The following is a 23,751-nucleotide window of genomic DNA, read 5'->3' as shown; positions in this document are numbered from 1 at the left end:
ACGGATGTGAACGACAGGCAGTCCCAAGCTGCCGACCAACGGGAGGAAGATAGAGTATGTCAGCGATTCATCGCACCCTTTTGCTTGCCGCAACTTCAGCCATCGCCCTGACTGCGGGCCAGGCTGCCGCCCAGGAAGCTCGCAGCGTCGACGTCATCACCGTGACGGCGCAGAAGCGTGAGCAGGGCATCCAGGACGTGCCGGTTGCCGTCACGGCCTATAATGAAGAGCTTCTCACCAATGCCGGTGTGAGCGACATCAAGGACCTCGCCGTCATCGCGCCGGGCCTGAACGTCACCTCGACCTCGAACGAATATTCCACCACGGCCCGTATCCGTGGCATCGGGACCGTGGGTGACAACCCGGGTCTGGAATCCTCCGTCGGTGTCGTGATCGACGGCGTGCCGCGTTCGCGCAACGGGATCAGCTTCGGCGATCTGGGCGAACTGTCCTCGATCGAAGTGCTGCGCGGCCCGCAGGGCACCCTGTTCGGTGCCAACACCTCGGCCGGTATTATCAACATCAACACCAAGCGCCCGGAATATGAGTTCGGTGCCCACGCCGAAGCCACGATCTCCGGCGGCGGTGCCGATGGCTGGGGCCTGGCCGGTGGCGTCACCGGTGGTCTGAGCGACAGCGTCGCCGTGCGCCTTTACGGCGCCCAGCGCGAACGTGACGGCTTCCAGACGGTGAACACCTTCTCCGGTCCGCGGACCGAAACGGAAGACGCCAACCAGAACTTCTACACGATGCGCGGTCAGATCCTGTTTGATCTGTCCGACGATGTGAGCCTGCTTCTGGGCGCCGACTACACCAGCCGCGACGAAGACTGCTGCGCGGCGCCGAGCCTCGTCTCCGGCCCGACGGCACCGATCGTCAATGCGCTGGTCCCGGGTGGCCGTGAAATGCCGGGTTCGGAAGATCCGTTTGCCCGCGTCGTCAATTCCAACCGCGACACCACGCAGGAAATCGAAGACTACGGCATCCAGGGCGAACTGAACTGGAATTTCGACAATTTCGATCTCACCGTGATCGCTTCTGACCGCGACTTCTCCCTGATGTCCGGCCAAGACACCGACTTCACGGGCATGGACGCTGTCTATCGCCTGCCGGAAGACAATACGGTCGATTTCGCCTCCACCACGTTCGAAGCGCGCGTGTCCGGCTCCACGGATAATTTCGACTGGATGTTCGGCACCTATTACGCCAACGAGACGCTGGTTCGTCGTGACGCTATCCTGACCGGCGTGCACTTTGAACCCTTCCTGTCGCTGCTGGCCTCCGGTGGTACTTCGCCGACAACGATCGTCGACATCGCCAATGCGGCTGCCGGCGTGTCGGCCTTCCTCGGCAATCCGGTTCCCGGCTTCACCGGCCTGACGGCGGGTTCGGGCATTCCGGCCGGTGCCTGGAACGTCAATGGCGACACCTATACGCAAGGTACCGAAAGCCTGTCCTTCTTCACGCACAATACGTGGCGGATCACGGACAGCACGGACCTGACCTTCGGTCTGCGTCACACGTCCACGGAAAAGATGGCCACCTTCGATTGGGGTGACAGCGAAAGCCCGGCTTGTGCTGTGTGGGAACACGCGGTGGGTCCGGCTCTCGACTTCTCCACGCCGCAGGCCCAGACCTTCCTGACGGTCCTGTCTGGTGCGTCCGGCCTGCCGGCCGCCAGCCTGGCCCAGCTGGGCACCTTCTCGTGCCTGCCGCAGAGCCGTGACGTGTTCTCGATGATCAGCCACACCCAGTCGTTCGAAGAGAACGAGCTGTCGGGCATGGCGTCCGTCTCGCACCGTTTCAACGAAGACCTGCTGGCCTATGGCACGTATTCGCGTGGCTACAAGGCGGGTGGCTTCAACCTGGACCGCTTCACGCAGGCCGGTTCCTCCGCGGTGAACTTCACCAACGTGCTGGCTGATCCGGAAACCTACCCGGCCGCCTTCGCGCCGGAGACGGTCGACAGCTTCGAGATCGGTATCAAGACCGAGTGGTTCAACGACTCGCTGCTGGCGAACTTCTACCTGTTCCGTTCGGACTTCGAGAACTACCAGCTCAACACGTTCAACGGTCTGTCCTTCTTCGTGACCTCGATCGACGGGGCCTCGACGCAGGGCGGTGAACTGGAACTGCTGTGGTATCCGGAATCCATGGAAGGCCTGACCGTCCAGGGTGGCATCACCTACGCCGACGCTTCCTATGACGAGTTCGCCCCGACCGGTACGCCGGACGTGGACGTGCTCTCCGGCCGTCAGTTCTCCCTGTCTCCGGAATGGTATGCGTCCGGTGCGATCACCTATGAAGGTGAGTTCGAGAACGGCCTGACCTGGCTGGCCCACCTCGACGGTCGCTGGATGTCCGAGCAGAACACGGGTTCCGACCTGGATCCGGAAAAGGTCCAGGAAGCCTACGCGATCTTCAATGGCCGCGTCGGTATCGGTTCGGAAGACGGCAGCTGGTCGCTTGAGGCCTGGGGTCGCAACCTGTTCGACGAAGACTACATCCAGGTCGGTTTTGACGGCCCGTTCCAGTCGGGTTCGTTCAATGCCTTCCTCGGCCAGCCGCGGACCTATGGTCTGACGCTGCGCGCCCGCTACTAAGCCCGTCAAACGGCTTTCAATCGCGGAAGGGCCGGGGCGTATGCTCCGGCCCTTTCACGTTGGGGTTACAAAGCGGCATTCTGCCCTCTGGAGAGGCGCGTTTTTTAATGCTACGTCCGAAATAGCCGGTTGCCCTGAAACCGCCGAATTCAACTGATTGAACCCTGCGCGGGGATGGTGTTTTCACGCGATGAAGAATTTTGAGATGACGACCCGGGTTCGCAACGTCCTGCTGATTTCGGCTGCGGCGATCCTGAGCACGGCTGTTTTGCTGTTTTCCGTCGGCCCGTTCTCGATCGGCGCGATCGAGGCCCGCCTTCAGGCCGGAGCCGAAAGCGCGCTCAGCCTGCGCGGACATGACTGGGCGCATGTCCGGATGGATGGCCAAACCGCCATCGTCACGGGTGCGGCGCCCACGGATACGGCCCGGGCCGATGCCCTGTCGACCGTGGCCGCGTCGACCTGGTCGGGCGGGCGCGTTGCGGGCGGTGTGACACGCGTCATTGATGAAACCATCGATGCCCGGCTTGAGCAGGGCTTTGTCTTTCGCGCCGACGTGGCCCTGAATGGGCGCGTCCTGTTGCGCGGTGATGCCACCACCGCTGCAGCGCGCTCGGCGCTGACGCAGTTTGCGGAATCGCAATTCACCCATGGGGCGGATACCGATCTGACCCTGGTGCCGGGCGGTTCGGCCTCGCCGGCCTGGCAAGATGCGGCGACCCGGCTTCTGGGCCAGTTGGCCCGGCTGGACCGGGGTGCGCTGGTCCTCCAGGGCCAGTATGGCGTCCTTGTCGGGGAAGCGGCCAATCCGCAGACGGTCCAATCCGTGGCAAGCGCGCTCCGCAACCTGCCGGAGCCCTATCAGGGGGCCTGGATCCTGACGCCGGCCGGCATGCCGCCGGACGCGCATATTCCTGATGTGGCAGCCTGTGCCGCCATCATCCGGGCCGCCCAAGGCGCCGATACGCTGCGGTTCGACCGTGAAGGTGCGGCGCCCAGCCCGCTGACGGCCGTGTCCCTGCGGCGGGTGGGACGGGTTTTCCAAGCCTGCCCGTCCGATACCCAGCTGACGGTCAGCGTGCTCCGTGAAGCCCTGGCCGCCGGTCTTGATGCGGCCCGCCTTGATGAGGTGTCGGTCCTGCTCGGCAATGGCGTGGCGGAAAATCCGCGGGTGTCCGTGGTATTGGTACAAGATCAGGACCGGGTCATCCGGTTCTCAGTTTCGACTTTCGGGGGTTAGCGCATGTTCTACCTGGTCTGGCAAATGGGTCTTCTTTTGCTCGCGGCGATCGCGGCCGGTGTCTTCATCGGCTACCAGATCTGGAGCGGTGATGCCCGCAGCGCCGAGGCCGACAAGGCCTTGGCCGAGAATGCGCGTCTGCGGCAGGAAAACGAAAACCTCGCTCGCCGTCTGGGCGAAGCCTCCGTGAAGTCCGTCACCGCCGAAGCAACGCCGGAAGCGCCGGTTGTCGAGGCCAAGCCCGAGCCCGCGCCCGAGCCTGAAAGCAAGCCGGCCGCCGCTGCAAAACCCGCAGCCAAATCCGAGGCGAAGGCGGCTGCGAAACCGAAAGCAGCAGCCAAGCCGAAAGCCAAGTCTATCCCCAAACCGGCAAGCCCGGCCGGCCAGGATGATCTGACCAGGATCAAGGGCCTGGGCCCGAAAGCGGCTGCGGCCCTGCAGGCCGGCGGCGTGACGACGATTGCGCAGATTGCGGAATGGACCGAGACGGATGTCGATGTCTGGGATGACCGCATCAATGGCCGTGGCCGGATCGCGCGCGATCAATGGGTGGAACAGGCCAAGTCCCTGACGGACTGACCCCTTGGACCAGATCGCTTTCAACACATTCTGCCAGACCATGCCGGCCACATCACACGTCGTGCAATGGGGCGGTTCGGATGTCTGGAAGGTCGGCGGCAAAGTCTTCGTTGTGGCCGGGTTTGACGCAGAGGAGGGGCCACGCTTCTCCTTCAAGGTCTCTGACCTGTCCTTTGAAATCCTCAAGGAACAGCCGGGCCTGCGACCGGCACCCTATCTGGCCTCGCGCGGCATGACCTGGATCCAGCATTATGCCGAACCGGGGCTGAGCGATGAGGACCTGAAAGTCTACATCGCGGAAAGCCATCGCATTGTGGCGTCCGGTCTCAGCCAGAAGAAACAGCGCGAGCTGGGTCTGCTGGACTAGGCGTCTGCCCTGATTAATTGTCCGCGGCGTATTCCAGGATGGCCCGGGCATCATAGGCATCGCCCTGTTCAGGGCGGGGGCCGTCACGCAGCAGGACTTCCAGCACGACCTCCTTGTCGCCGGCATTGCCGTCAATCCGGATGCCGATGCCGACACCACTTCCCGAGAAACCGCCTGACCCCCAGGTGTGCCCGACCGAGCCGCCCACACCGACCGGATTGCGGTCATTGCCCTCATGATGCCGGCTGACGACCTGGAACCAGTCCCGGCCTTCGCGCAGGGTCAGTTCGGCGGCCCGTCGCAGGGCATAGTCCTCGGCCTGCTGGAAGGTCGTATCCGACCCCGCTGCAAAGCGGACGCGATAGCGGTCCTGCTCGATCCGTGTTTCAGAGAAGCCGCGGTCTGATCCATTGGCGGCTTCGTACTGGGTCGGGGCAGAGGCACAAGCGGCTACGGCCAGCAGGGTCAGGGTGACTAGGATGCGCTTCATGATGGAACCTCGCTGAGTCAGTTCCATCATCCTGCCATACCCCGGCTGACCGTGCGATGAACATTGAACCGGTCTAGGCCAGCTCTGCCTTATCCATGCCCATGCGTTCCAGCATGACCACCGCACTATCGGCGATGATCGTGCCTGGCGGGAAGACCGCAGCCGCGCCCATCTGGCGCAGGACCGGCTCATCATCCGGCGGGATCACCCCGCCGACGATCACCAGAATGTCCTCGCGCCCCTGATCGCGCAGGGCATCGCGCAATTGCGGTACCAGGGTGAGGTGTCCGGCAGCGAGAGACGAGGCCGCGGCCGCGTCGACATTCTCCTGCGCGGCCAGTTCGGCGGCTTCTTCCGGCGTCTGGAAGAGCGGGCCGATGACCACATCCCAGCCCAGATCCATATAGGCCGAGGCGACCACTTTCTGGCCGCGGTCATGGCCGTCCTGGCCCAGCTTGGCGATCAGGATTTTCGGCTTCTTGCCATGACGCTTGGCATAGGCTTCCGCCATCGCTTTCGCCTTGGCGACCCGGTCATCATCACCGGCGGCCTCGCCATAAACACCCTTCACGGCACGGATTTCCGCGACATGGCGGTTGAAGGCCTTTTCCATTGCATCGGAAATCTCGCCGACCGTGGCTTTGGCGCGGGCCGCTTTGACAGCCAGATCGAGCAGATTGCCTTCGCCGGACTCTGCCGCCCGGGTGATATCCTCCAGCGTGCTCTGCACGGCGGCCGGATCGCGTTCGGCGCGCAGCTTTTCCAGCTTCTCGATCTGCTGTTTGCGCACCAGGTAATTGTCGACCTTGAGGACCGGGACATCTTCCTCTTCGGCAAGGCGGAATTTGTTGACGCCGGCGATGGTCTGGCGGCCACTGTCGATCAGGGCCTGGGTACGCGCGGCGGCTTCCTCGATGCGAAGCTTGGGAATGCCGGCCTCGATGGCCTTGGCCATGCCGCCCTGTTCATCGACCTCGGCGATATGGTCCAGCGCGCGGGCGGCCAGATCATGGGTCAGGCGTTCGATGTAATGGCTGCCGCCCCAGGGATCGATCGCATCACACAGATGCGCCTCACCCGCCAGCAAAAGCTGGGTGTTGCGGGCGATGCGGGCGGAGAAATCCGTCGGCAGGGCCAGCGCCTCGTCCAGCGAGTTGGTGTGCAGGGATTGGGTGTGTCCGTCCACGGCGGCGATGGCTTCCAGCGCCGTGCGGCCGACATTGTTGAACACGTCCTGCGCCGCCAGCGACCAGCCGGAGGTCTGGCAGTGCGTGCGCAGACAGATCGACTTGTCGGACTTTGGATTGAAACGTTCCTTCACCAACTTCGCCCAGAGCAGGCGCGCGGCGCGCAGCTTGGCGATCTCCATGAAGACATTCATGCCGATGCCGAAGAAGAAGGAGAGGCGCGGCGCGAAGGCGTCGACATCGAGCCCGGCATCAATCCCAGTCTGGATGTATTCCAGACCGTCCGCGATCGTATAGGCCAGTTCCAGATCCGCCGGCGCTCCGGCTTCCTGCATGTGATAGCCGGAGATCGAGATCGAGTTGAACCGCGGCATGTGCGTCGAGGTGTACTCGAAAATGTCCGAGATGATCCGCATGGAGGGCAGGGGCGGGTAGATATAGGTGTTGCGGACCATGAATTCCTTGAGGATGTCGTTCTGGATGGTCCCGGAGAGTTTCTCCGCACTGACGCCCTGTTCCTCGGCCGCCACGATATAGAGCGCCATCACCGGCAGGACGGCGCCATTCATCGTCATCGAGACCGACATCTCGTCCAGCGGAATGCCGTCGAACAGGGTGCGCGTGTCATAAATGCTGTCGATGGCGACACCGGCCATGCCGACATCGCCCGCCACACGCGGATGGTCACTGTCATAGCCGCGGTGCGTGGCCAGGTCGAAGGCCACCGAGAGGCCCTTCTGACCGGCGGCCAGATTGCGGCGATAGAAGGCGTTGGAATCCTCGGCGGTGGAGAAACCGGCATATTGCCGGATCGTCCAGGGCCGCTGCAGATACATGGTCGGATAGGGGCCGCGCACGAAGGGCGCCGCGCCCGGGACCGAGCCCAGGAAGTCGATACCCTCGGCATCGCTCGCCCGGTATTGCGACTGGACGGGAATGCCTTCAGCGGTGGTCAGCGGTTCACGCGAACCGGCACCGGCGGGCTGGGCGTCGCCCAGATCGATCGTGGTGAAATCGGGGAAAGTGCTCATTGGGCGGCCTCCTCGAAGTTCGCACTCGCGCGAGCCAGTCGGAACCACTCATCGCTTGGTTCATCGAGCAAGCTGGCCTCTTCAAGCAGCAACACATTATTTTGACCGCTAGGCTCAACCACGCCCAGAATCACCGTGTTTGAGTCATTTGCGTGAAGTTCTGCTTGAACGACCAAACCAGCTCGTCGCTCGCCGTCAACGGCGGTCCAAATAATCGGCCGGGGAAGTGTCAGGTTTTGGGCCAAGGCAGCCGCACCAGACTGCGCAAACACCGCACCACCGGGACCAACATCAATAGCTTGCGCTGGTCGATCCATAACGCAGGAGAACTCCGCCCAATCGGACGGCTCGTAAGGAAGCTCGCACATCACTTGGCCTCCTCGAAATCAGCCGCCAGCCGCATCGGCATCAGCGCGCCCTCCGGTTCGTCCAGGTCCGGCCAGGTGTCCAGCGTCTCAACCGCCCGCGGGTCCGGATCGACATATTGCGTCACCCCCAGGATCGGCGTCTGGCCGTCCTCGATCAGGGCCAGGCGCTTGTCTCGGACCTCGAAAATGTCCTCTTGCAGCCAGCCCTTGGCGAAGGCTTCGACCAGTCCGCCCTTGGCTTCGATCGTCTGGAACAGCGCCCAGGCCTCCCGGGCCAGACCGTCCGACAGGCTTTCATGCAGATAGGAGCCGGCAGCCGGGTCGGTGACGGCACCGAGATGGCTTTCCTCGGCCAGCAGGATGTGGAGATTGCGCGCCACGCGGCGGGCAAAGCCGGTCGGGCGTCCGATAGCCTCGGTCAGCGGGCGGACCGTGATGGCGTCGGCACCGCCGGCAGCGGCTGCAAACCCGGCACAGGCATTGCGGATGAGATTGGTCCAGGGATCCCGGGCCGACAGCATGCGGGCCGCGGTGCTGGCGTGCAGGCTGAGCCGTGTCGCATCGCCCGTGGCGCCGAAGCTCTGCGTGATGCGCGCGAAAAGGCGGCGTGCGGCGCGCAGCTTGGCAATGGTCAGATGGATGTCGGCATCGGCCGTCAGGCGCGCTTCGATCAGGCCGGCAGCGGTATCGGCATCCAGGCCCGCCTCCATCATCCAGCGCATATAGGTCGCGGCGGAGGCGGCCATCAGAGCCAGTTCCTGGGTTTCCGACCCGCCAGCCTCGAACGCGAGCGAGGCATCGAGGCGGAAGACTTTCAGTTTCGGGAAGGCCGCCTGGCTGAGTTCGACCAGCTCTATCGCCTTGGGCCGGCATTGATCGTCCAGCGCCACGCCCTGGCGGGCCGCGCGTTCCACCGGATGCAGGCCCAGCCCGCCTTCCAGCGTCTCACCATCGAGACGGCGGCGGGCGAACAGGGTGAGCAGGAGATGGGCGTGATGGCCCTGGCCGTCCAGACTGTCCAGATGGACCGGCGCCAGGGACAGGTCGACGCCTTTCAGGGCCGTGTCCAGCAGCTCGATCTCATTGGCCTTCAGCCCGTGCGTGCCCTTGGAGTGCAGGCGCAGTTCCAGTTCGGAGACGCCGCCCATCAGATCCTCCAGGGCGGCCTTGTTGGCGCCTTCCGGATCGGCTTCCACCAGGGTCTGGCGCATGCCCCAGGGCAGGTGGAGATCGCGTGGAGCTGCGTCCACAGCGTGGGCGCCATCGGGGCGGTCAAAGAAAACCGGGCCGCGTGTGATCCCGTCAATCGTCTCGCGATCCAGGGTTTCGAACGCGGCGCCGCGAAGCGCTTTTTCCGCCAGGCCTTGCCAGGCGGATGATTCAATAGCCGGAAATCCCGCAGCCAGGGCGCGGATAGTGTCACTCATCGTGCTGTCCTCTCCTCGCGCGCCTCCCCGGCCAGAGAGCGCCACACGCGCAGGAGAAAAGGCACCAAGCCTTCGAAGGTCAAGTCCGGATGCAGATCAGGGACAGTTGCGCGCGCTATCCGCAGGTCCGGACCTGTCCGCCAGTCTCAGGGAAAGCCTTGGAGAGCCCTGATGAGTGAAACCAGTCCGAATCTCGACCTGCCCCTGATCCAGCCGGCCCAGGCGCAAAAACATGTCACCGTGAATGAAGCCCTCCTGCGGCTGGACAGCCTGACCCAGGCCTGCGTGGAAAGCCGCAGCCTGCAGGCCCAGCCGGCCGGACCGGAGAATGGTCAGGCCTGGATCCTGCCGGACGGCGCGGTCGGTGATGATTGGTCGGCTGCGGCGACCGGCTCTCTTGCGGTCTTCCGGGATGGGGCCTGGCAGATGCTGGCGCCGAGGGAGGGCTGGTCTGTTCATGTCCGCGATGAAGGCCGACCCGTGCGGTATGACGGCCTGTCTGGTGTCTGGCACAGCGCGCCCGTGCGCCAGCCGCTGGCGCTGGGGCTCGCCGGGGCCGGTCTTGAAGCCCAGATCATCAGTGAGACCCTGACGGATGTGTCCGGTGCCAGTGTGGTGTCCAGCCAGCTCATTCCCGATCGGTCCATTCTGTTGGGCGTCAGCGTGCGCGTCGCGGAGACCATCACCGGGGCGGCGAGTTTCAATTGCGGGCTGGCCGGTGAGACCAGTGCTTTTGGCGGCTCGCTCGGCACGGCGCAGGGGAGTGCCAATATCGGCGTGATCGGTCCGCGCCCCTTCTATTCCGACACACCGGTCACGCTGACCGCAAATGGCGGGGATTTCACGGGCGGGCGCGTGGCGCTGGCGCTGCACCTCCTGCGACTGACCGCGTCCCTTTAGCCGATCTTGGTGACCAGGTCGGCCATGATCCGATTGAGCACGATCTGGGTCGTCTCGGTCATGCCATGCCCGTTGACCGGCACCAGATCGAAACCGGCATGCGGGCAGGCTGCGGCCAGTTCGAAGGCCGCGCTGGCCGGGCAGACCATGTCATAGCGCGATTGCAGGATATGCATCGGGACGCCGGCCAGGCGATGCGCATCGCGCAGCAACTGGTCCGGTTCCAGGAAACAGTCATGGCGGAAATAGTGCGCCTCGATCAGTGAATGCGCGGCGACAAACTTGGCGCCGCGGGCCTGCAAGCCCTCGCGGACGGCCTCGGCCGGATTGTCCAGATAGGAGAGCCGGTCCTCATACTCGGTCCAGCGGTAGAGCGCCGAACGGCGCAGGGCTTCCAGTGAAGCCTCCGGGTCGGCCAGGGCGGCATCCAGCTGTTTCAGCCCGTCGGCGACTTCCGCCAGCATGGCCTCGAAATACCAGTCCATCGTGGCGCGAACGGAGGCGCGGGCCGCGTCCGGTACCGGCGCGATGAAGTGTTCGAACGCGTCCGGGAATGCCATGCGGGACCCGTTGGGGCCTTGGGTCCAGTCAATATCGGCCGGGCGGCCCAGGAAAATGCCTTCCACGACCAGGCCGGACACCCGGTCCGGATGCGCCTGCGCATAGGCCAGGGCGAGGGTCGATCCCCAGGACGGGCCGAACACGGTCCAGCGGTCGATACCCAGATGCGTGCGCAGGGCTTCGATGTCCGCAATCAGGTGGGACGTCGTATTCGCTTCGAGGTCCAGATGCGGCGTGGACCGGCCGCAGCCGCGCTGGTCGAACAGGACCAGGTTGAACACGTCCGGATCGAACATGCGCCGGTATTTGGGCGCCGCGCCGGAACCGGGGCCGCCATGCAGGAAGAGCAGGGGGATGCCATCGGCCTTGGCGCACAGGTCATAGGCCAGCTCATGACCGTCCGTGACGGCCAGGCGTCCGGTGAAACGCGGTTCGGTATCCGGAAAGTAATGGGTCATGCGATCAGGCTAGCCCTGCCCGGCAATGCCCGCCAAGCGGGATTGCATCAGGGACGGACATCCAGAAGCAGCGGACGCGCCGACCGGCTGGCCCGTTCCAGGCTCGACAGGGCCGCGTCCGGCTGGTCGTCATGCGGGCCCTCCAGCCGGCCACCGATCAGAACCGTGCTCGACCATTGGCAATCGCCATTGCGTCGCACGGCTTCGACCTCATGGACGAGGACGTCCGGCCCGTCCGCGATCGGGCTGTAAACGGGGCGGACGGTTTGGCCCAGGCCGGTCTCGACCTTGTCGCGGGCAGCGGCCAAATCCAGCGGGCAGGCCTGGCGTGTATCCAGATCATCGGTGATGTTGATGAAGGTGTAGACGACATCGCGCTGGGGAGCCGGGTCCGGCAGAAGACCGGTCGCCCGCAATTCCGGCGTGAACACGATCAGCGCACCCGCAGCCGATCCCGTCACGGCCAGCGCCATCACGGCCCGGAAAACATCAGAACGAAACATGCCCGGCAATCCCCCGTCGAACGCGGGCAAACTAGGCGGGCCGGGCGTCTGCGTCCAGACGGGAAAGACGCCCGGCCTTGCCCGCCGGGGCTAGTCAGCCGTTTCGGCTGCCAGCAGGGCTCGCGCCAGCGCCCGCTCTGCGCTGTCCGGATCCACGTCCCACTGGTCCGATGTGACGAAGATCGCCACATCATGGTCGGCATAGTAGCGCCAATGGCCGTTGAAGGCCCGGCTGCCGCCATTGTGCCAGTAGACCCGGCCCAGATCCGGCAAATCCTCCACGACCAGGCCATATCCATAATGGCTGGGCGCATTCTCGCCTTCGCGTTGATAGGGCTGATGGGCGCGTTCTGTCGCTGCCGGACCGGCCAACTCACCCCGCTCATAGGCCAGCACCCAGGCCAGCATGTCGGACGGTGTCGACAGCATGCCGCCATTGCCGATCAGGTGCCAGGAGGCACGGTTCCCGCCCCAGGACGTCGCGGTCACCGCCTCAGCCGCCAGGCTGTCACAGCATTGCGATTCGTAGCCGGTGTGCGTCAGGCCGGCCGGTTCGAGAAAATTCCGGCGCAGATAGGTGTCATAGTCTTCGCCCGTGATGACTTCCACGACCGCCGCCAAGAGGGAGTAGCCGACATTGGAATACTCGTAGCGTGCGCCCGGCTCGAACAGGAGCGGGGTCTCCCAGGCGCGGGCGAGATAGGCGTCGCGATCCAGATACTCGGTGTCCTCGCCCAGCGCATGCGGCAGGCCGGCCGAATGCGTCAGCATCTGGTGGACGGTGATGTCCGCCTTGTCGGCCGGGACCGGTCCGAACAGGTCAGCCAGATTCGTGTCCGGGGTCAGCTGCCCGTCCTCGATCAGGCGGGCCAGCACCATGCCGGTGAAACTCTTGCTCATGGAGAGGATGTCGATCGGTGTGTCGGGGCCGAATTCCATTTCGGCGCTGTCCTCACCGCGGGCATACACGGTCTGGCCCTGGTGCGCGATCATGACAAAGCCGGTGAAGCCGGCCTCCACCAAACGGTCGAAGGCCACGTCGAGACGGGGCTGGACCTGCTCTTGTGACATCGCGGGCGGCTCGCCCGGCTGGGCGGAGGCCGCCGGGGGAACGGCCAGCAGGCTCAGGCCCAGGGCCAGACATGCGAAACGGGTCATGCTTGATTTCCTTTCATTTTCGCGGAAGGTGCGGGAAAGCCTGATCCGCTACGTTTGGCGGCGCTGCCTGACCTGACGAAAACGTTTCGAAACATGTCTGATCGCCTTCCCATCGCCTCCCACACCGCTGTGACGTCCTGTGTCCGTGTCGGCCAAGCGGTCTGCGAGCTGAAGTCGGGACGGGTCTGGCGCGAGGGCCGCGAAGACCGGCTGGAGCCGCGACTGTCTGGCGTGCTGGCCCTGTTGACCCAGCGGGCGCCGGACGTGATTTCCCGCGATGAGTTTCTCGACCTGGTCTGGGACGGGGAGGGGAGTGATGAGGCGCTGACGCAATCCATATCCCGCCTGCGCCGGCTGCTGGGCGACGCGGGCGCCATCAAGACACATCCGCGGATCGGCTACAGCCTCGCCGTGGCCATCGAGCCGTTGGAGTCGGTATCATCCGTGATGAAAAACAAGCCGGATTCGGCCATCCGGTTTGTGCGCCGGAACCCTTGGCGTTTGGCCGTGGCCGCTGTTCTTCTGGTGGCTGTCGCTTTGGCGGCAATTCGCTTGCTGTTCCCGCCGATGGAACGCGAAATCGAATTCATCGTCCAAGACAGTGAGGGCGGCGAGGTCGAGTTTGAAGTGCAGCGGGACGGCAATTGAGGCTAGCCCGGCCGAGAGAGCGGGCCGTCAGCGCAGGAAGAAATAGGCCAGCGCGACGAGAATCCAGAACACCGTCATGATCGCCAACCCATTGATCACGCCACGCGCCGGACGCGACGGGTCATCTTGTTCCGGAGCCTTCGATTCGGCTTGATCGGGACGGGATCGGGAAGTCGACCGCTTGGGCGGCGTGTCGAGCAGGGTCGCTGTAAAGGGTTTCAAGGCACTGACGGGGTTGGGTTACTACACGGGGTTCAAACTCGGGCCGTCTCGTTAGCACGGTTTGCCAAAGCGCCAAAATTCCTCGGGGTATTGGCCGGAGCTATTTAGCTCATTGCCCAGCAGCCTTGAGCGCATTCCATGTGAGCATCGACCCCAACACCGTTGGTCGGTGACAGGCTCGGGTCGAGCGGAACGGGAATAATCAGGAAAATGGTGCCGCTAGAGTGAATTGAACACTCGACCTCTCCCTTACCAAGGGAACGCTCTACCCCTGAGCTATAGCGGCGCACCGGGTGCCTGTCGGCAACGAGAGCCGGGCATATAACGCACCGGGCCCGCCACGCCAAGAGTGTCTTGACGTGATGTGCAGCGTTCGGCAGGACCAATTGCATGAGTGATGCAGAAAACACATCCGGGCCGGCGGCGCGCAAGCGGGCCGCCAAGCCTGAAGCCGGTTCCAAGGAAGAACGCCTGGCCGAGGCCCTGCGCGCCAATCTGCGCCGGCGCAAGGCTGCGGCGAAGAAGCCGGCTGCGTCGGGGACGGCTGATGAGGCAGGCAATGACAGTGCGCCTGCACAAAGCGCCTCAGAAAAACCCGCGAAATCGTCATAATGCCGCCGGTTTCCACCCTCTGGATGTCGGGCATCCGGACAGGCAATCGGTAAGGGAGTGAGCATGGACCGTATCGTCATCCAGGGCGGCACGCGGCTGGAAGGCCGTATTCCGATCAGCGGCGCCAAGAATTCGGCTCTGAAACTCATGGCGGCAGCCTTGCTCACCGACGAGCCGATGACGCTGACCAATATGCCGCGCCTCGCCGATTCGCGGTTCATGGGGCATTTGCTGGCCAGTCTCGGCGTCACGGTCGAGGAAGCGCCGAACGCGCAGCTCAATCTTCACGCCGCCGAATTCTCCGATACCTACGCATCCTATGATCTGGTGCGGAAAATGCGCGCGACCTTCAACGTACTCGGTCCGCTGATCGCGCGCGAAGGCAAGGCCAAGGTCTCCCTGCCGGGCGGATGCGCCATCGGGGCGCGTCCGGTCGATCTGCATCTCAAGGCGCTCGAGGCGCTGGGGGCGACAATCGAACTGTCGGAAGGCTATGTCGAGGCGACCGCGCCCAAGGGCGGTCTGGTCGGTGCCGAGATCGATCTGCCCTTCGCCTCTGTCGGGGCGACCGAGCACGCCATGCTCGCCGCAGCGCTCGCCCGCGGGGAAAGCGTGATCGAGAATGCGGCCCGCGAACCGGAGATCGGCGATCTGGCCGATTGTCTGACCGCCATGGGCGCCGTCGTGGACGGCGCCGGCACCAGCACGATCCGCATTCAGGGGCGCGAAAAGCTCAAGGGCATCACCCACCGCGTTGTGGGTGACCGGATCGAGACCGCCACCTATGCGCTGGCCGTGGCCGCTGCCGGCGGGGACGCCGTGCTGGACGGCGCCGTCCATGCCCACAACAAGGCGCTCTGGTCGGCCATGACCAAGGCCGGGGTCACGGTCGAAGCAGTCGAGAACGGCGTCCGCATTGCCCGCAATGGCAGCGGTCTGGACAGTGTCGATATCGAGACCCAGCCCTATCCGGGCTTCCCGACCGATGCGCAGGCCCAATTCATGGCGCTGATGACGCTGGCCTCGGGCACGTCCGTGATCCGCGAGACGATTTTCGAGAACCGCTTCATGCACGCGCCGGAACTGGCCCGCCTGGGTGCCGACATTACCGTGCACGGAAATGAGGCCGTGGTGCGCGGCGTGAAAACCCTCAAAGGGGCGCCGGTCATGGCGACCGATCTGCGCGCCTCCGTCAGTCTGGTCATTGCGGGACTTGCCGCGGAAGGTGAAACCGTGGTCAACCGGGTCTACCATCTCGATCGTGGTTTCGAACGCTTGGAAGCCAAGCTGACCGGCTGCGGAGCCCGCATCGAGCGCCAGGCTGAATAGTCACGACACAGCAGGAGCCTTTAGAGCGTGAGCCGAGATCCGATCCCCCTTCGCCTCGTCGCTTTTGACCAGCAGGACCTGGAGCCGATTTCGGCTGCCCTGCAGGATGCTGTGGCCCTGTTGGGTGATTTCGAGTTCGACCGCCGCAACAAGCGCTTCACCATCGCCTTCAACCGCTTCCAGTGGGAGGCCGGGCGCCGCAATCGCCGGGTCCGCGCCGGATTGCAGCTGGGCGGTGTCCTGGCCGCGCGCAGCCGCAATATCCGCCAGGGGGCGGAGGATGCCGTCGTCAATCTGCTGACCATCCGCTTCGACCCTGCCGAGGAACCGGCCGGACAGGTCGTGCTGGTATTTTCCGGTGGCGGAGAGCTCCAGCTTGATGTGGAATGCCTGGATGTGGTGATGGCCGACCTCAGCGGAAGCTGGCGGGCGTCCGGCCGGCCCGAGCATGCAGACGAGGCGAGCAGCAATGAGTGAAGCGCCGGACCGGATCGTCAGGATCGATCTTGATGCCGCCAGCATGGGGCCGGGCGATGTGAACGCCGACCATGAGCGGCGCGTGGCCATTGCCGACCTGCTGGAGTCCAACCAGTTCCGCCCGTCCGGGGATGCCGAGGGCCCCTTCGCCTTGCGCCTGGCGATCGAGGATGACCGCCTGGTCTTCGACGTCCGCCTGGAGGACGACACACCCGTGCGGGCCTTCGTGTTCGCGCTCGGCCCGCTGCGCCGGATCATCAAGGATTATTTTCTGATCTGCGAAAGCTATTACGAAGCCGTCCGCGATGCGCCGCTGGCCCAGATCGAGGCCATCGATATGGGGCGCCGCGGAGTCCATAATGAGGGCTCCACGCTTCTGCGCGAGCGCCTGCAGGGCAAGATCGAGGTCGACTTTGATACCGCACGGCGTCTCTTCACCCTGATCTGCGCCCTTCACCGGCGGGCGGCCGCATGAGCCATCCCTCCGTCCTTTTCGTCTGCGGGCGCAATGCCATCCGTTCGCCCATGGGTGCCGCGCTCTGGGACCAGCGCTTCGGGGCCGGTTCAGCGCGCTCCTGCGGCGTGATCCCGGCCGCTTTCGTCGACCCTTTCATGGTCTCGGTCATGCTGGAAAAAGGCATCGACCTGGAGGACTTTTCCCCCATCGCCCTCAATGGTGTCGGAGAGCCGGCCGCGCAGCTTGTAGTCTCCTTGTCGACCGCCGCCGAGCGGACAGCGCGGGACTATGCATCCCGCACCGGTGCCGAATTCCAGGCCTGGCCGATCCCTGATCCCAGCGAGACCGGCGGCAATCGGGATATGCGCATTGCAGCCTATCGCGAGACCCGCGATGCCATCGCGGCGCGCATCGCCCAGTGGGAAGCCAGCGCAAAAAGCGCCTGAAGCCTCGACTTTCCCCCATGCAAGGGACTATATAGCGCGCTCTGGCCCGCCGGGTGACTGGCGAGTCGGCGCTGCAATCCATGAATTTCATGCCTTTAGAAGGCGAATGAGGAGCCGCATGGCGAAAGAAGAGTTGTTGGAGTTCCCGGGCGAAGTCACTGAACTTCTTCCCAACGCGACCTTCCGGGTCAAGCTCGAGAACGACCATGAGATCATTGCCCACACGGCGGGCAAGATGCGCAAAAACCGCATCCGCGTACTGGCCGGCGACAAGGTTCTTGTCGAAATGACGCCTTATGATCTGACCAAGGGCCGGATCACCTATCGCTTCAAGTAAGCCCGGTGCGGGACGCGCGATGACGTCTGCCGAAACGGACAAACCGCGTCCACGCCTGATCCTGGCCTCTGCCTCGCCCCGCCGCCATGATTTGCTGCGCGGGGCCGGGCTGACGCCGGACGCGGTTGAACCCACTCATATCGACGAGTTCGAGATTCCCGGTGAATTGCCCGGACCGCTGGCCCTGCGCCTGGCGCAGGAAAAGTGTGCCGCGCATCCCGGCAGTGACGACGCCTACGTTCTGGCGGCCGACACGGTCGTCGGCGTGGGGCGCCGCATCCTGCCCAAGACGCTGGAAGCGGATGAGGCCCGGGCCTGTCTCAAACTCATGTCCGGCCGCAATCACCGTGTCTTCACCGGTATTGCCGCCCGCGCGCCCGACGGGCGCATGGCGGCGCGTGTGGTGGAGACACGGGTGAAGATGAAGCCGCTCTCGACGGATGAGATCGAGGCCTATATCGCGTCGGGCGAGTGGCACGGCAAGGCGGGCGGTTATGCCATCCAGGGCCGGGCCGGCTGTTTCATCGTCAATCTGATCGGCTCTTTCACCGGTGTGGTCGGCCTGCCGCTCTACGAAACCGCCAACCTTCTCGCCGGGCTGGGCTATCCGGTGACATCCTGCATCGCCCAGAAGGAGCCAGGCGCATGAACCGCCAGATCCTGATCGAGGAAAATATCGGCGAGACCCGCGCCGCCGTGGTCGAGAATGGCCGCATCGTGGAACTGCACCAGGAGCGCTGGAGCGAGGCCGGGCAGGGCGCCATTGAAGGCGAGATCTATCGCGGCCGCGTGCGCCGCGTCGAACCGGCCCTCAATGCCGCCTTTGTCGATCTCGGTGTCGGGCCGGAAGGCTTTCTGCCCTTCGGCAAGTCCGGGCGCCCGCGCGGCCTGCATGAAGGCGCCGCCCTTGGCGTCCGGGTCACGCGCGAAGCCTATGCCGAGAAAGGGCCCAACCTCGCCCTGGTCGAGGTGGAGGACGGCGACGCCCCGGAATGCCTGGAGCCCGCGCCCATCCTGGCCCAGCGCCTGGTGAAGGCCTTTGGCGATGCCGAAGCCGTCTGGGCCGATGAGACCAATTTCGATCTGGAAGCCGAGTTCGAGGAGGCCCTCGACCCGCGTGCCCCCATTCCCGGCGGTGGTTCACTCTGGATCGAGACCACGCGCGCCATGACGACCATTGATGTCGACGCCGATGGCCGCAAGGGGCAGGGCAATTCCGCCCAACTGGCCTCCCAACTCAATGTCTCCGCCGCCAAGGAAGCCGCGCGTCAGGTCCGCCTGCGCGGCCTGGGCGGCATCATCGCCATCGATTTCGTCCACATGCGCGGCCAGCCCGATCGCAAGGCCGTGGAACAGGCCATGCGCGGTGCTTTCAAGCGTGATCGGGCCAAGGTCGATGTCGCGCCGCTCTCGCAATTCTGTGTCGGGGAACTGGCCCGCCAGCGCCGCGGCCGGGCCTTGTCGGAAATCCTGCGGGATGACACGGGGGCCCTGTCCGTGGAAACCTGTGCGTTGAAAGCCCTGCGCCGCCTGCAGGCGGAAGCCCTGTCCGACCGTGGTCGCCGTCAGGTGCTCGAGGTCGGGCCGGACGTCTTCGCCTGGCTCGACGCTGACAGCATCGGCTGGAAAGCCGCACTCACCGACCGGATCGGGCCGCGCTTCGAACTGCGCGAGAACACCGATCTCGCCCGCGACCAGGAACGCGTCGCCCGCGCCTGAGACCAAAAGGGGAAACCCGAATGATGAAATGCCCGATCTGCCGCCAACCGGCGCATCCCGACTTCAAACCCTTCTGCTCGAAACGCTGCGCCGATCTCGACCTGGGCAAGTGGATGAATGACAGCTACGCGATCCCGGGAGAGCCCGCGGATGTGGCGGAGGACAATCCGCCGTCCGAGGAAGATCAGTAGGCCTTGCTGGGCCGCTTGCGCGGCCAACCCCTCACCCGGCGCTGCGCGCCACCTTCATCGCGTCAGACAGTCCCCCGGACTGTCTTTGGGCTCTTCAGCCCGCAAGGGGAGAGGGAGTGTCCACTTCGCTCTGACGCCCTCCTTCTCCCCTCGCGGGAGAAGGTGGTCCGAAGGACCGGATGAGGGGGCAGCGCGAAGCGCTTTCATGAACACGCCACATCACCCCGGGGCCAACGGCCCGCAAACGCGACCGCGCGCCGGCGCCTGATGCGCCGCCTCATTGGAGCGGTGAGCGAAGCAAACTGCCGTGAGATCAAAGTCCTCCGCCACATGCTCATTGCCAAGCAGCCTTGAGCGCATTCCATGTGAGCATCGACCCCAGCACAGAAGGTTGGTGCCAGTCTCGGGTCGAGCGGAGCGGGAATAACCAAAAATGGTGCCCGGGGGCGGATTCGAACCACCGACACGCGGATTTTCAATCCGCTGCTCTACCAACTGAGCTACCCGGGCGCCGGGCGGACAGGCGGCTGGGCCGCTGTCGAGAGCGCGGTTTATAGGAGGATGGATCAGGCCTGTCCATTCCCGTTTTCAGCGATTTCTGCGCTCTGCGGCCCGATTGCGCCAAGCGGCTGCTTTACCAATGGTAAACCTCTGCTCCCGTAATCGATTGAGAGACAGACTTTTGCGGCCTACGCAAACAGTCTGGACCTGTAACTGGCGGAAAAGCCGCCGGCCAAGCCAAGCACTCAGAAGGAGTGGGCATGAGTTTCTCGGTCAACACCAATTATGGTGCGATGATCGCCCTGCAGAACCTGAACAAGACCAATGCGCGTCTTGAGGTGGTTCAGCGCCAGATTTCCACCGGGCTCAAGGTCTCCTCCGCCAAGGACAATGGCTCCACCTATGCGATCGCGCAGAACATGCGCGCCAAGGTGGCCGGCTATAATGTCGTCAAGCAATCCCTGGATCGCGGCATCAGCGTGATGGACGTCACCATTGCCGCGACCGAGTCGATCTCCGACCTCCTGATCGAGATGCGCGAAAAAGCGCTGGCGGCGTCGGACCGCTCGCTCGATCAGTCCAGCCGCGATGCCCTGAACGCGGATTTCGTTGCGCTTCGTGATCAGGTGAAGACGATCATCGACAATGCTGAGTTCAACGGGATCAATCTGATCCAGTCCGGCGCGAATGATCTGACCGTGCTGGCCAATGACCAGGGCGGCTCCATGAGCTTTGCCGCCGAGGACCTGTCCTACGGACCGCCGGGCGGTCCGGGAACGAATATCATCCTGTCCGAGGATTCCACGATCAATGCCTTCGTGAATGCCGATCTGGCGATCACCGAGCTGGATCAGTCGATCGACAATATTGGCTCCGTGCTGGCCCGCCTGGGCGCCTCCTCCAAGCGGATGGAGATCCAGCGGACCTTCACCGACAAGCTGACGGACACGCTGGAAGTCGGGATCGGCAATCTGGTGGATGCCGACCTCGCCAAGGCCTCGGCCGAACTCCAGGCCCTGCAGGTCAAGCAGCAATTGGGCATCCAGGCCCTGTCTATTGCCAATCAGGGCCCGTCGGTTCTCTTGGGTCTCTTCCGGTAGGCGCGTAACGCGCTCGGGTCAGCTGGCCTGCTTCAGCAGGGTCGGGCGAGGCAGCTGGACCAAGGGCATGGGTCGTGACTGGTCCTTGCCGACGACATCTCCCGTGAAAATCTCGTAGCCGGCATCCAGTCCGAACTGGAGCAGTTCCGGGCAATCAACCTGGGTCAGCGCGCCCCGGCATCCTGCCCGCTGGATGGAAACAGACTGCTGCGCCAGTTTCGAAGCGACCCCGTCCGGCAGGCCGAGCGCATTCCATTCCGGCTTCATCGATGTCGAATAGATGTCGACCCGGCACCCGGAAAACCGGCCGAAATCCACAGTGCCGGCCGGGACTTTCGCCAGCAGGTTGGAGCCGAACAGTTTCATCGACCGGAACAATTCTTCCATCTGCCCGATCGGCGCACCGTCCGGGATTTCATCGACACGGATGTAGAAGTATTTCCGCATGCGCAGGGGGACGCATTGCAGGATGGAGAAATAGCGGATCCGGTCCTGCACGCCGATCACGGTCTGGTAGTGAACCGGGATGACGATGGCGCATTTGCGGCCGACGGTCAGCATTTTGAGGAAGCCGCGCTGGGCGGCGACCGCTACGCAATGGTCCATGGTCTCCAGCAGGTCCGGATCATCATTCCCGACCAGTGTGGCGCGTCCATAGACATTCCGCCCGTCCAGCGAGCGGCGCGGGAGGCAGAAATTGGCCGTCACATATTCGTGCTGGGCATCCCAGCAGGGCTTGAAAATGATGTCTTCCCATTCCGGGTCCGGAATCTTGAAGGGCAGGGTCGTGAGACCGGCCAGATCGGCCGTCGGGTCGATGAGCGGGTCGTGGTCCTGGTGCGGCCGGTGAAGGTCGCTTTGATCGCTGATCCGCGGCGCGGCACCGTCCTGCCGGGCCGGCCCTTGCTCTGCCTGCGCCTGGGCGGATGACAGGTTCGGGGCGGAAGACGTTCGGGATTCGCTCTGGATCGGGCGCCAGGTCGCGGCGGCCGCCGCGCGGCGGTCTTCCGGAAGGTCTGTCCTGTCATTGGCAGCAGCCGGTGTCAGGGATTTCGCGACGAAATCGGCCAGGTCACTGGTTTTGACGGTCCGGGACGTGGCTTCAATGGCCAGCTTGCCCAGTATCCGGTCGCCCAGAAAAAAGCGGTTCAGTTCGGTCGACAGGGCTTGGGTGCGTTCGTCAGCGTCTTCGCCTTGCAGCTCGGCGAAAAAGAGCACAAAGCCGCCGCGGCACCGGATCAGCACGTCGTCGTCACTGATGCGCTTCTCCAGAAAGGTATGGGCTGCATTATAGATCTTGGTCCGGATCGTCTCCCACTGATCGCCGACCTCGTCCTTGACCATTTCCAGGTTCACCCACTGGAAATTGCCTATATCGATGTCGGGGCGTCCTGAGAGGACGTCCTTGATCCGATCAACTACGGCGTTGTGGGGCACGTGACCCGTCCTGTTCAGCGCGCCTTACCGGTCCAGCGCACCCTGATTATCCAGTCAGAGCTGTTAAGTCCGGCCCTATGAAGTGTTTCAAATTGTATTTGTTTGCAGGGGCAATTGTCGGAAAATCAGAGACTTGGCGGACTGAGTTTCGAGTTTTTTATGCGGAGGCTCTTTTGAGGGCCAAGCATCGCCTGGCCGGAGAGAGCGCGGTTCCCCAAACCAAAAACGCCCGGCCGAAGGGCCGGGCGCTTCCGTTTCAGCTGGCGTGATCCGTCAGACCAGTTCTTTCAGCTTTTCCGCGTTGAAATCGGTCAGCTCGTCGAAACGGCCGTCGCGGACCTTGGCGGCCCATTCCGGATCGTTGATCAGGGCGCGGCCGACCGCGACGAGGTCGAACTCGTCGTTTTCCAGCCGCTCGATCAGGCCGTCCAGCGAGGACTGTTCCGAATTCTCGCCCATGAAGGAGCCGAGGAAGTCGGAATTGAGACCGACAGAGCCCACCGTGATGGTCGGCTTGCCGATCAGCTTCTTGGTCCAGCCGGCTAGGTTGAGCTCGGAGCCCACGAATTCGGGGATCCAGAAACGGCGGGTGGAGCAGTGGAAGACATCCACACCGGCATCGGAGAGCGGGCCCAGGAATTCGGCCAGCTCGTCCGGCGTCTGGGCGAGGCGGGCATTGTAGTCCTGCTGTTTCCACTGCGAGAAACGCAGGATGAGCGGTAGGTCGGCCGGGATGTTCTCGCGGACTTTCTTGACGATTTCCTGCACGATCGTGGTGCGTTCCACCAGACCACCGCCGAACCGGTCATCGCGCTGGTTCATGCCGTCCCAGAAGAACTGGTCGAGCAGATAGCCATGGGCGCCGTGCAGTTCGATCGCATCGAAGCCGATCTCGGCAGCGGCCTTGGCCGCTTTGGCGAAGGCGTCGATCGTATCGGCAATGTCTTCCGCGCTCATCGGCTCACCGACTTCCTTGCCGCCGGGCAGGATGCCGGACGGGCTGTCAGAGGCGGCTTCCGGATGCGGGCCGGTGCCCGGACGGCGGGCAAGCCCGACATGCCAGAGCTGCGGCGCAATCTTGCCGCCGGCCTTGTGCACGGTGTCCACGACATGCTTCCAGCCGGCCAGGGAGTCCGGGTTATGAAAGTTCGGTATGGCCGGGTCGAAGCTGGCACCCGGACGGTCAACCGTCGTGCCCTCCGTGATGATCAGGCCCACAGCGTTTTCCGCGCGGCGGCGATAATAGTCGGCCACGGGCTGGCCCGGAATGCCTTCGGGGGATTTCGAGCGCGTCATGGGGGCCATGACAATGCGGTTCTCCAGCTCCAGTGATCCCAGGGACCAGGGGCGGAAGAGGGCGGACGTGTCGGTCATGCGTTTTATCTCCTCGACCAAAGCGTGGC

General features: G+C 64.2%; 26 protein-coding genes and 2 tRNA genes. 16 read left to right on the top strand and 12 right to left on the bottom strand.

The window, feature by feature from the left end:
• Positions 1-56 precede the first annotated feature (56 nt).
• The 4 genes from FCS99_RS07115 (at position 57) to FCS99_RS07100 (ending at position 4,789) form a co-directional block, all read left to right on the top strand.
• Positions 57-2,603: a TonB-dependent receptor gene (locus FCS99_RS07115; protein WP_138511392.1), complete on the top strand. Its 2,547-nt coding sequence runs from the start codon at positions 57-59 to the stop codon at positions 2,601-2,603.
• A gap of 205 nt (positions 2,604-2,808) precedes the next feature.
• On the top strand, positions 2,809-3,843 hold the full coding sequence (locus FCS99_RS07110) for a hypothetical protein (RefSeq protein WP_138511391.1): 1,035 nt from the start codon (positions 2,809-2,811) through the stop codon (positions 3,841-3,843).
• A 3-nt stretch (positions 3,844-3,846) separates the two neighbouring features.
• Positions 3,847-4,422, top strand: coding sequence for a hypothetical protein (locus tag FCS99_RS07105; protein ID WP_138511390.1), 576 nt, complete (start codon positions 3,847-3,849; stop codon positions 4,420-4,422).
• 4 nt (positions 4,423-4,426) lie between these two features.
• Positions 4,427-4,789, top strand: coding sequence for an MmcQ/YjbR family DNA-binding protein (locus tag FCS99_RS07100; protein WP_233352696.1), 363 nt, complete (start codon positions 4,427-4,429; stop codon positions 4,787-4,789).
• A gap of 13 nt (positions 4,790-4,802) precedes the next feature.
• Here FCS99_RS07100 and FCS99_RS07095 read toward each other — a convergent pair whose 3' ends face one another.
• The 4 genes from FCS99_RS07095 to FCS99_RS07080 all read right to left on the bottom strand — a co-directional run bounded on the left by FCS99_RS07095 (position 4,803) and on the right by FCS99_RS07080 (position 9,292).
• Positions 4,803-5,279 (bottom strand): CC0125/CC1285 family lipoprotein, encoded by a 477-nt coding sequence (locus FCS99_RS07095; protein ID WP_138511389.1) that lies wholly within the window; start codon positions 5,277-5,279, stop codon positions 4,803-4,805.
• A gap of 73 nt (positions 5,280-5,352) precedes the next feature.
• A complete protein-coding gene (scpA, locus tag FCS99_RS07090) occupies positions 5,353-7,497 on the bottom strand; it encodes a methylmalonyl-CoA mutase (protein ID WP_138511388.1) in 2,145 nt (714 codons plus the stop codon).
• Positions 7,494-7,865: a hypothetical protein gene (locus FCS99_RS07085; RefSeq protein WP_138511387.1), complete on the bottom strand. Its 372-nt coding sequence runs from the start codon at positions 7,863-7,865 to the stop codon at positions 7,494-7,496. The genes scpA and FCS99_RS07085 overlap by 4 nt, the downstream gene beginning before the upstream one ends.
• Positions 7,865-9,292 carry a methylmalonyl-CoA mutase family protein gene (locus FCS99_RS07080; RefSeq protein WP_138511386.1) on the bottom strand — a complete coding sequence of 476 codons (1,428 nt, stop codon included), beginning with the start codon at positions 9,290-9,292 and terminating at the stop codon, positions 7,865-7,867. The genes FCS99_RS07085 and FCS99_RS07080 overlap by 1 nt, the downstream gene beginning before the upstream one ends.
• 171 nt (positions 9,293-9,463) lie before the next feature.
• On the opposite strand from FCS99_RS07080, the gene FCS99_RS07075 reads away from it, so the two are divergent.
• Complete coding sequence (locus FCS99_RS07075; RefSeq protein ID WP_233352695.1) at positions 9,464-10,192, top strand: DUF2793 domain-containing protein; 729 nt, start codon at positions 9,464-9,466, stop codon at positions 10,190-10,192.
• On the opposite strand, the gene pip is transcribed toward FCS99_RS07075, so the two are convergent.
• The 3 genes from pip to FCS99_RS07060 all read right to left on the bottom strand — a co-directional run bounded on the left by pip (position 10,189) and on the right by FCS99_RS07060 (position 12,872).
• A complete protein-coding gene (gene pip, locus FCS99_RS07070) occupies positions 10,189-11,211 on the bottom strand; it encodes a prolyl aminopeptidase (RefSeq protein WP_138511384.1) in 1,023 nt (340 codons plus the stop codon). The two genes, FCS99_RS07075 and pip, sit on opposite strands and share 4 nt — an antisense overlap.
• Positions 11,212-11,258: 47 nt before the next feature.
• Positions 11,259-11,714, bottom strand: coding sequence for a hypothetical protein (locus FCS99_RS07065; protein ID WP_138511383.1), 456 nt, complete (start codon positions 11,712-11,714; stop codon positions 11,259-11,261).
• A gap of 90 nt (positions 11,715-11,804) precedes the next feature.
• Positions 11,805-12,872 carry a serine hydrolase domain-containing protein gene (locus tag FCS99_RS07060; protein WP_138511382.1) on the bottom strand — a complete coding sequence of 356 codons (1,068 nt, stop codon included), beginning with the start codon at positions 12,870-12,872 and terminating at the stop codon, positions 11,805-11,807.
• 93 nt (positions 12,873-12,965) lie between these two features.
• Here FCS99_RS07060 and FCS99_RS07055 point away from each other — a divergent pair, with 93 nt between their 5' ends.
• The gene (locus FCS99_RS07055; RefSeq protein ID WP_138511381.1) at positions 12,966-13,520 is read left to right on the top strand and encodes a winged helix-turn-helix domain-containing protein; all 555 of its coding nucleotides are present in this window, start codon (positions 12,966-12,968) and stop codon (positions 13,518-13,520) included.
• A 27-nt stretch (positions 13,521-13,547) separates the two neighbouring features.
• Here the strand turns inward: FCS99_RS07055 and FCS99_RS07050 are convergent, their stop codons facing one another.
• Positions 13,548-13,742: a hypothetical protein gene (locus tag FCS99_RS07050; RefSeq protein WP_138511380.1), complete on the bottom strand. Its 195-nt coding sequence runs from the start codon at positions 13,740-13,742 to the stop codon at positions 13,548-13,550.
• A gap of 211 nt (positions 13,743-13,953) precedes the next feature.
• Positions 13,954-14,028 (bottom strand) — tRNA-Thr (locus FCS99_RS07045).
• Between the two features lie 104 nt (positions 14,029-14,132).
• Here FCS99_RS07045 and FCS99_RS07040 point away from each other — a divergent pair.
• The 9 genes from FCS99_RS07040 (at position 14,133) to FCS99_RS07000 (ending at position 19,310) form a co-directional block, all read left to right on the top strand.
• On the top strand, positions 14,133-14,354 hold the full coding sequence (locus FCS99_RS07040; protein ID WP_138511379.1) for a hypothetical protein: 222 nt from the start codon (positions 14,133-14,135) through the stop codon (positions 14,352-14,354).
• 63 nt (positions 14,355-14,417) lie between these two features.
• Positions 14,418-15,683 (top strand): UDP-N-acetylglucosamine 1-carboxyvinyltransferase, encoded by a 1,266-nt coding sequence (gene murA, locus FCS99_RS07035; RefSeq protein ID WP_138511378.1) that lies wholly within the window; start codon positions 14,418-14,420, stop codon positions 15,681-15,683.
• Positions 15,684-15,710: 27 nt separating this feature from the next.
• Positions 15,711-16,160, top strand: a complete 450-nt coding sequence (locus tag FCS99_RS07030; RefSeq protein ID WP_171036276.1) for a DUF2948 family protein — start codon at positions 15,711-15,713, stop codon at positions 16,158-16,160.
• Positions 16,153-16,635, top strand: coding sequence for a UPF0262 family protein (locus FCS99_RS07025; protein WP_138511377.1), 483 nt, complete (start codon positions 16,153-16,155; stop codon positions 16,633-16,635). Before FCS99_RS07030 ends, FCS99_RS07025 begins: the two co-directional genes overlap by 8 nt.
• Positions 16,632-17,063 carry an arsenate-mycothiol transferase ArsC gene (locus tag FCS99_RS07020; RefSeq protein ID WP_138511376.1) on the top strand — a complete coding sequence of 144 codons (432 nt, stop codon included), beginning with the start codon at positions 16,632-16,634 and terminating at the stop codon, positions 17,061-17,063. Before FCS99_RS07025 ends, FCS99_RS07020 begins: the two co-directional genes overlap by 4 nt.
• A gap of 118 nt (positions 17,064-17,181) precedes the next feature.
• Complete coding sequence (gene infA, locus FCS99_RS07015) at positions 17,182-17,400, top strand: translation initiation factor IF-1 (protein ID WP_019961978.1); 219 nt, start codon at positions 17,182-17,184, stop codon at positions 17,398-17,400.
• A 19-nt stretch (positions 17,401-17,419) separates the two neighbouring features.
• Positions 17,420-18,049 (top strand): Maf family nucleotide pyrophosphatase, encoded by a 630-nt coding sequence (locus FCS99_RS07010; protein ID WP_138511375.1) that lies wholly within the window; start codon positions 17,420-17,422, stop codon positions 18,047-18,049.
• On the top strand, positions 18,046-19,119 hold the full coding sequence (locus tag FCS99_RS07005; RefSeq protein WP_138511374.1) for a ribonuclease E/G: 1,074 nt from the start codon (positions 18,046-18,048) through the stop codon (positions 19,117-19,119). Before FCS99_RS07010 ends, FCS99_RS07005 begins: the two co-directional genes overlap by 4 nt.
• A 23-nt stretch (positions 19,120-19,142) precedes the next feature.
• Complete coding sequence (locus tag FCS99_RS07000; RefSeq protein WP_138511747.1) at positions 19,143-19,310, top strand: DNA gyrase inhibitor YacG; 168 nt, start codon at positions 19,143-19,145, stop codon at positions 19,308-19,310.
• A 434-nt stretch (positions 19,311-19,744) separates the two neighbouring features.
• On the opposite strand, the gene FCS99_RS06995 is transcribed toward FCS99_RS07000, so the two are convergent.
• Positions 19,745-19,820, bottom strand: a tRNA-Phe gene (locus tag FCS99_RS06995).
• Between the two features lie 251 nt (positions 19,821-20,071).
• Here FCS99_RS06995 and FCS99_RS06990 point away from each other — a divergent pair.
• Positions 20,072-20,911 carry a flagellin gene (locus FCS99_RS06990; protein ID WP_138511373.1) on the top strand — a complete coding sequence of 280 codons (840 nt, stop codon included), beginning with the start codon at positions 20,072-20,074 and terminating at the stop codon, positions 20,909-20,911.
• Positions 20,912-20,929: 18 nt separating this feature from the next.
• Here the strand turns inward: FCS99_RS06990 and FCS99_RS06985 are convergent, their stop codons facing one another.
• Together FCS99_RS06985 and FCS99_RS06980 are read right to left on the bottom strand one after the other, a co-directional pair.
• On the bottom strand, positions 20,930-22,348 hold the full coding sequence (locus tag FCS99_RS06985; protein WP_138511372.1) for a hypothetical protein: 1,419 nt from the start codon (positions 22,346-22,348) through the stop codon (positions 20,930-20,932).
• A gap of 273 nt (positions 22,349-22,621) precedes the next feature.
• Positions 22,622-23,722: an NADH:flavin oxidoreductase gene (locus FCS99_RS06980; protein WP_138511371.1), complete on the bottom strand. Its 1,101-nt coding sequence runs from the start codon at positions 23,720-23,722 to the stop codon at positions 22,622-22,624.
• Positions 23,723-23,751 lie beyond the last annotated feature (29 nt).

It is taken from the genome of Maricaulis alexandrii (assembly GCF_005871165.1).
GTDB lineage: Bacteria > Pseudomonadota > Alphaproteobacteria > Caulobacterales > Maricaulaceae > Maricaulis > Maricaulis alexandrii.
This window is presented reverse-complemented; position numbering and strand designations above follow the sequence as displayed.

Bases quoted from the DNA above. Each gene is read 5' to 3' on its own strand.
- FCS99_RS07115 (WP_138511392.1), top strand. From the start codon at position 57: ATGTCAGCGATTCATCGCACCCTTTTGCTTGCCGCAACTTCAGCCATC.
- FCS99_RS07110 (WP_138511391.1), top strand. From the start codon at position 2,809: ATGACGACCCGGGTTCGCAACGTCCTGCTGATTTCGGCTGCGGCGATC.
- FCS99_RS07105 (WP_138511390.1), top strand. From the start codon at position 3,847: ATGTTCTACCTGGTCTGGCAAATGGGTCTTCTTTTGCTCGCGGCGATC.
- FCS99_RS07095 (WP_138511389.1), bottom strand. From the start codon at position 5,279: ATGAAGCGCATCCTAGTCACCCTGACCCTGCTGGCCGTAGCCGCTTGT.
- scpA (WP_138511388.1), bottom strand. From the start codon at position 7,497: ATGAGCACTTTCCCCGATTTCACCACGATCGATCTGGGCGACGCCCAG.
- FCS99_RS07085 (WP_138511387.1), bottom strand. From the start codon at position 7,865: ATGTGCGAGCTTCCTTACGAGCCGTCCGATTGGGCGGAGTTCTCCTGC.
- FCS99_RS07080 (WP_138511386.1), bottom strand. From the start codon at position 9,292: ATGAGTGACACTATCCGCGCCCTGGCTGCGGGATTTCCGGCTATTGAA.
- FCS99_RS07075 (WP_233352695.1), top strand. From the start codon at position 9,464: ATGAGTGAAACCAGTCCGAATCTCGACCTGCCCCTGATCCAGCCGGCC.
- pip (WP_138511384.1), bottom strand. From the start codon at position 11,211: ATGACCCATTACTTTCCGGATACCGAACCGCGTTTCACCGGACGCCTG.
- FCS99_RS07065 (WP_138511383.1), bottom strand. From the start codon at position 11,714: ATGTTTCGTTCTGATGTTTTCCGGGCCGTGATGGCGCTGGCCGTGACG.
- FCS99_RS07060 (WP_138511382.1), bottom strand. From the start codon at position 12,872: ATGACCCGTTTCGCATGTCTGGCCCTGGGCCTGAGCCTGCTGGCCGTT.
- FCS99_RS07055 (WP_138511381.1), top strand. From the start codon at position 12,966: ATGTCTGATCGCCTTCCCATCGCCTCCCACACCGCTGTGACGTCCTGT.
- FCS99_RS07040 (WP_138511379.1), top strand. From the start codon at position 14,133: ATGAGTGATGCAGAAAACACATCCGGGCCGGCGGCGCGCAAGCGGGCC.
- murA (WP_138511378.1), top strand. From the start codon at position 14,418: ATGGACCGTATCGTCATCCAGGGCGGCACGCGGCTGGAAGGCCGTATT.
- FCS99_RS07025 (WP_138511377.1), top strand. From the start codon at position 16,153: ATGAGTGAAGCGCCGGACCGGATCGTCAGGATCGATCTTGATGCCGCC.
- FCS99_RS07020 (WP_138511376.1), top strand. From the start codon at position 16,632: ATGAGCCATCCCTCCGTCCTTTTCGTCTGCGGGCGCAATGCCATCCGT.
- infA (WP_019961978.1), top strand. From the start codon at position 17,182: ATGGCGAAAGAAGAGTTGTTGGAGTTCCCGGGCGAAGTCACTGAACTT.
- FCS99_RS07010 (WP_138511375.1), top strand. From the start codon at position 17,420: ATGACGTCTGCCGAAACGGACAAACCGCGTCCACGCCTGATCCTGGCC.
- FCS99_RS07005 (WP_138511374.1), top strand. From the start codon at position 18,046: ATGAACCGCCAGATCCTGATCGAGGAAAATATCGGCGAGACCCGCGCC.
- FCS99_RS07000 (WP_138511747.1), top strand. From the start codon at position 19,143: ATGAAATGCCCGATCTGCCGCCAACCGGCGCATCCCGACTTCAAACCC.
- FCS99_RS06990 (WP_138511373.1), top strand. From the start codon at position 20,072: ATGAGTTTCTCGGTCAACACCAATTATGGTGCGATGATCGCCCTGCAG.
- FCS99_RS06980 (WP_138511371.1), bottom strand. From the start codon at position 23,722: ATGACCGACACGTCCGCCCTCTTCCGCCCCTGGTCCCTGGGATCACTG.